We start from the raw sequence: 2,671 nt of genomic DNA, 5'->3' as shown, positions 1-2,671 counted from the left end.
CTGTGAGACTTCGTTTATCTGATCTTCAATTGCTGGAATTGCAGTGTGCTCGGCACAAACGCCTCCTAGCCAGAACGACTGCTGATTGGGTGGATCGTATTTCACTTCATCGTAATACAACAGGTACATCGGCCCGCCACTTTGATCATTCGAATCGACTCTATCCTTCCTCAACCGCTAATGTATCGCGGTGGACTCGCGAGCCAAAGTGACTCCTACGTGATTATGTGGAACCAAATGAGAACGGATGCCGCCCGAAACCCGCCGCTCAGCCTAACATCAGCCTAACATTCAGCGGCTAACATCGTGGTAACGCATTGGAACGATTGGAGGGTCCGTTAACCTTTTGTTAACTATTCGCCCGGCACCCTTTAACCATTGAGTAAGGATTCGCCTGGACGTGACCTTCGCCGCCCCCCTGCACAACAAATCGATCCGCTTTCGCGCCCGTTCCTTCGTCGCTTTCACGCTGACGCCGGAGGCGCCGATCGCCGACTGGCTGGAGGGGCTGGATCACTGGATCGCCAACTCGCCGGGCTATTTCAACGGGCGCCCGGTGGTGCTGGATCTGAACGTCCTGCAGCCGGGACCGGAGGAGCTTGCTGCACTTGTCGGCGTGCTCGGCTCGCGCGGCATCCGCGTCTACGCCATCGAGCTCGAAGGCGCCGAGCTCGGGCCTGAGCTGCCGCCGCTCCTGGCCGGCGCCAAGGAGGCGACGGCCGAGGGGCTGCTGGGCCGGGCCGCGCGCAAGGCGCGGGCGGAGGAACTGGAAGCCGCCGCCGGGGAGCGGGTCCAGGCCGCCCAGATGACGCAGTTGGCCGCAGAGGCGCCGCAGGCGGAAGTTTCCCCGATAGAGATGTCCGCCGACGAGCCGGTGGACCCCGAGCTGGCAAGGCTGGAGGCGGTCCGGATCGAGCCGGCGCAGAACGATGCGGCCCAATCCAGGTCAACGAATGCGGGGCAGGGCGCGGCGGAGATGCCGGCCGCCGCCGGCACTCTGATGATCAAGGCGCCGATCCGCTCGGGACAGTCGGTCTTCCACCCGCATGGCGACGTCATCGTGCTTGGCTCGGTCGCGTCCGGTTCCGAAATCGTCGCCGGCGGCTCGATCCATGTCTATGGCACGCTGCGCGGCCGCGCGATCGCGGGCTCGGAAGGCAACATTTCGGCGCGCATCTTCTGCCGCAAGAACGAGGCCGAGCTGCTCGCCGTCGACGGCTGGTACACGACCGCAGAGGAGATGGAAGGCGTCTCGCGCGGCAAGGCCGTGCAGGCCTTCCTCGACAACGATGCGCTCTGCGTGGTGCCGCTGGGCTGAGTTTTTGGGGCCGGCAAGCTTCGGGCCGGTTTCGCGTGCAATTGTTCCCGAGAGTCCGTCGTGTCCAACACGGGCGGGCCCGACATAAAAACGCCAACGGAGGCTGGATGAATATGGGCAAGGTAGTCGTGGTCACATCGGGAAAGGGGGGCGTCGGCAAGACGACCTCGACGGCCGCGCTCGGCGCCGCCGTGGCCAAGACCGGCAAGAAGGTGGCGCTGGTCGATTTCGACGTCGGCTTGAGAAACCTTGACCTCATCATGGGCGCCGAGCGCCGCGTGGTGTTCGACCTCGTCAACGTCATCCAGGGCACGGCAAAGCTGTCGCAGGCGCTGATCCGCGACAAGCGGCTGGAGACGCTTTACCTGCTGCCGGCCTCGCAGACGCGCGACAAGGACGCGCTGACCGAGGAGGGCGTGGCCGAGGTTATCGCAAGGCTGCGTTCGGTGTTCGACTATGTCTTCTGCGACAGCCCGGCCGGCATCGAGCGCGGCGCGCAGCTTGCCATGCGCTTCGCCGACGAAGCGGTCATCGTCACCAACCCGGAAGTGTCGTCTGTGCGCGACTCCGACCGCATCATCGGCCTGCTCGACGCCCGCACCATGAAGGCGGAGCAGGGCGAACTGATCCAGAAGCATGTGCTGGTCACCCGCTATGACGCCTCTCGCGCCTCGCGCGGCGAGATGCTGTCGATCGACGACGTGCTGGAGATTCTGTCCACCCCGCTGCTCGGCATCATCCCGGAAAGCCAGGATGTGCTGCGCGCCTCTAACCTCGGCTCCCCGGTGACGCTGTCGGAGCCGATCAATTCCGCCGCGAAAGCCTATCTCGAAGCGGCAAGACGCCTGGAAGGCGAGGACCTGCCGGTGGTCGTCCCCTTCGAACGCAAGGGCTTCCTCGACCGGCTTCTCGGAAGGAGGGCCGCATGAGCATCCTCGACCTCTTCAAGCGGCGCACAAGCGCGCCGGTGGCGCGCGAGCGGCTGCAGCTGCTGCTCGCCTATGAGCGCCAAAGCCGCGGCCAGCCGGACCTCGTCTCCATCCTGCGCGAGGAGATCATGGCGGTCATTGCCAAGCATGTGCAGATCGACCAGGACTATCTCCAGGTCTCGATGGATCGCGGCGCGACCATGTCGACGCTCGAGATCGACATCCAGATCCCCAACAAGAGCGCTGTGCCGCTCGCCATGGCTGGGTGAGAAGCACTGGTTCCTCTCCCTCGCCAAAGTGTTTGTGCTGGAGACAAGGTGGACGGGTGTTCGGGGACATGGTGGACACTTTTGTTCATCATGAACTGACGGGTTGTTTTTGTTGTTTGGCCTGTGGACCCTGTGGGCAACGCTCAGCGTTGTCC

The 2,671-nt window shown here is 63.9% G+C and carries 3 protein-coding genes; all 3 read left to right on the top strand.

What is annotated here, in order from left to right:
• Positions 1–400 precede the first annotated feature (400 nt).
• The 3 genes from minC (at position 401) to minE (ending at position 2,516) form a co-directional block, all read left to right on the top strand.
• Positions 401–1,318, top strand: coding sequence for a septum site-determining protein MinC (gene minC / locus EOD07_RS29870; RefSeq protein ID WP_127237885.1), 918 nt, complete (start codon positions 401–403; stop codon positions 1,316–1,318).
• 113 nt (positions 1,319–1,431) lie between these two features.
• A complete protein-coding gene (gene minD, locus EOD07_RS29865) occupies positions 1,432–2,247 on the top strand; it encodes a septum site-determining protein MinD (protein ID WP_040988440.1) in 816 nt (271 codons plus the stop codon).
• Entirely contained in the window at positions 2,244–2,516 is a 273-nt protein-coding gene (gene minE / locus EOD07_RS29860) for a cell division topological specificity factor MinE (protein WP_040973218.1), read from the top strand. The genes minD and minE overlap by 4 nt, the downstream gene beginning before the upstream one ends.
• The last annotated feature ends 155 nt before the right edge of the window (positions 2,517–2,671 follow it).

The sequence above is a fragment of the Mesorhizobium sp. M2C.T.Ca.TU.002.02.1.1 genome (genome assembly GCF_003997225.1).
Note: the sequence above shows the minus strand (reverse complement) of the source record. Positions and strands in the feature narration are given on the sequence as shown.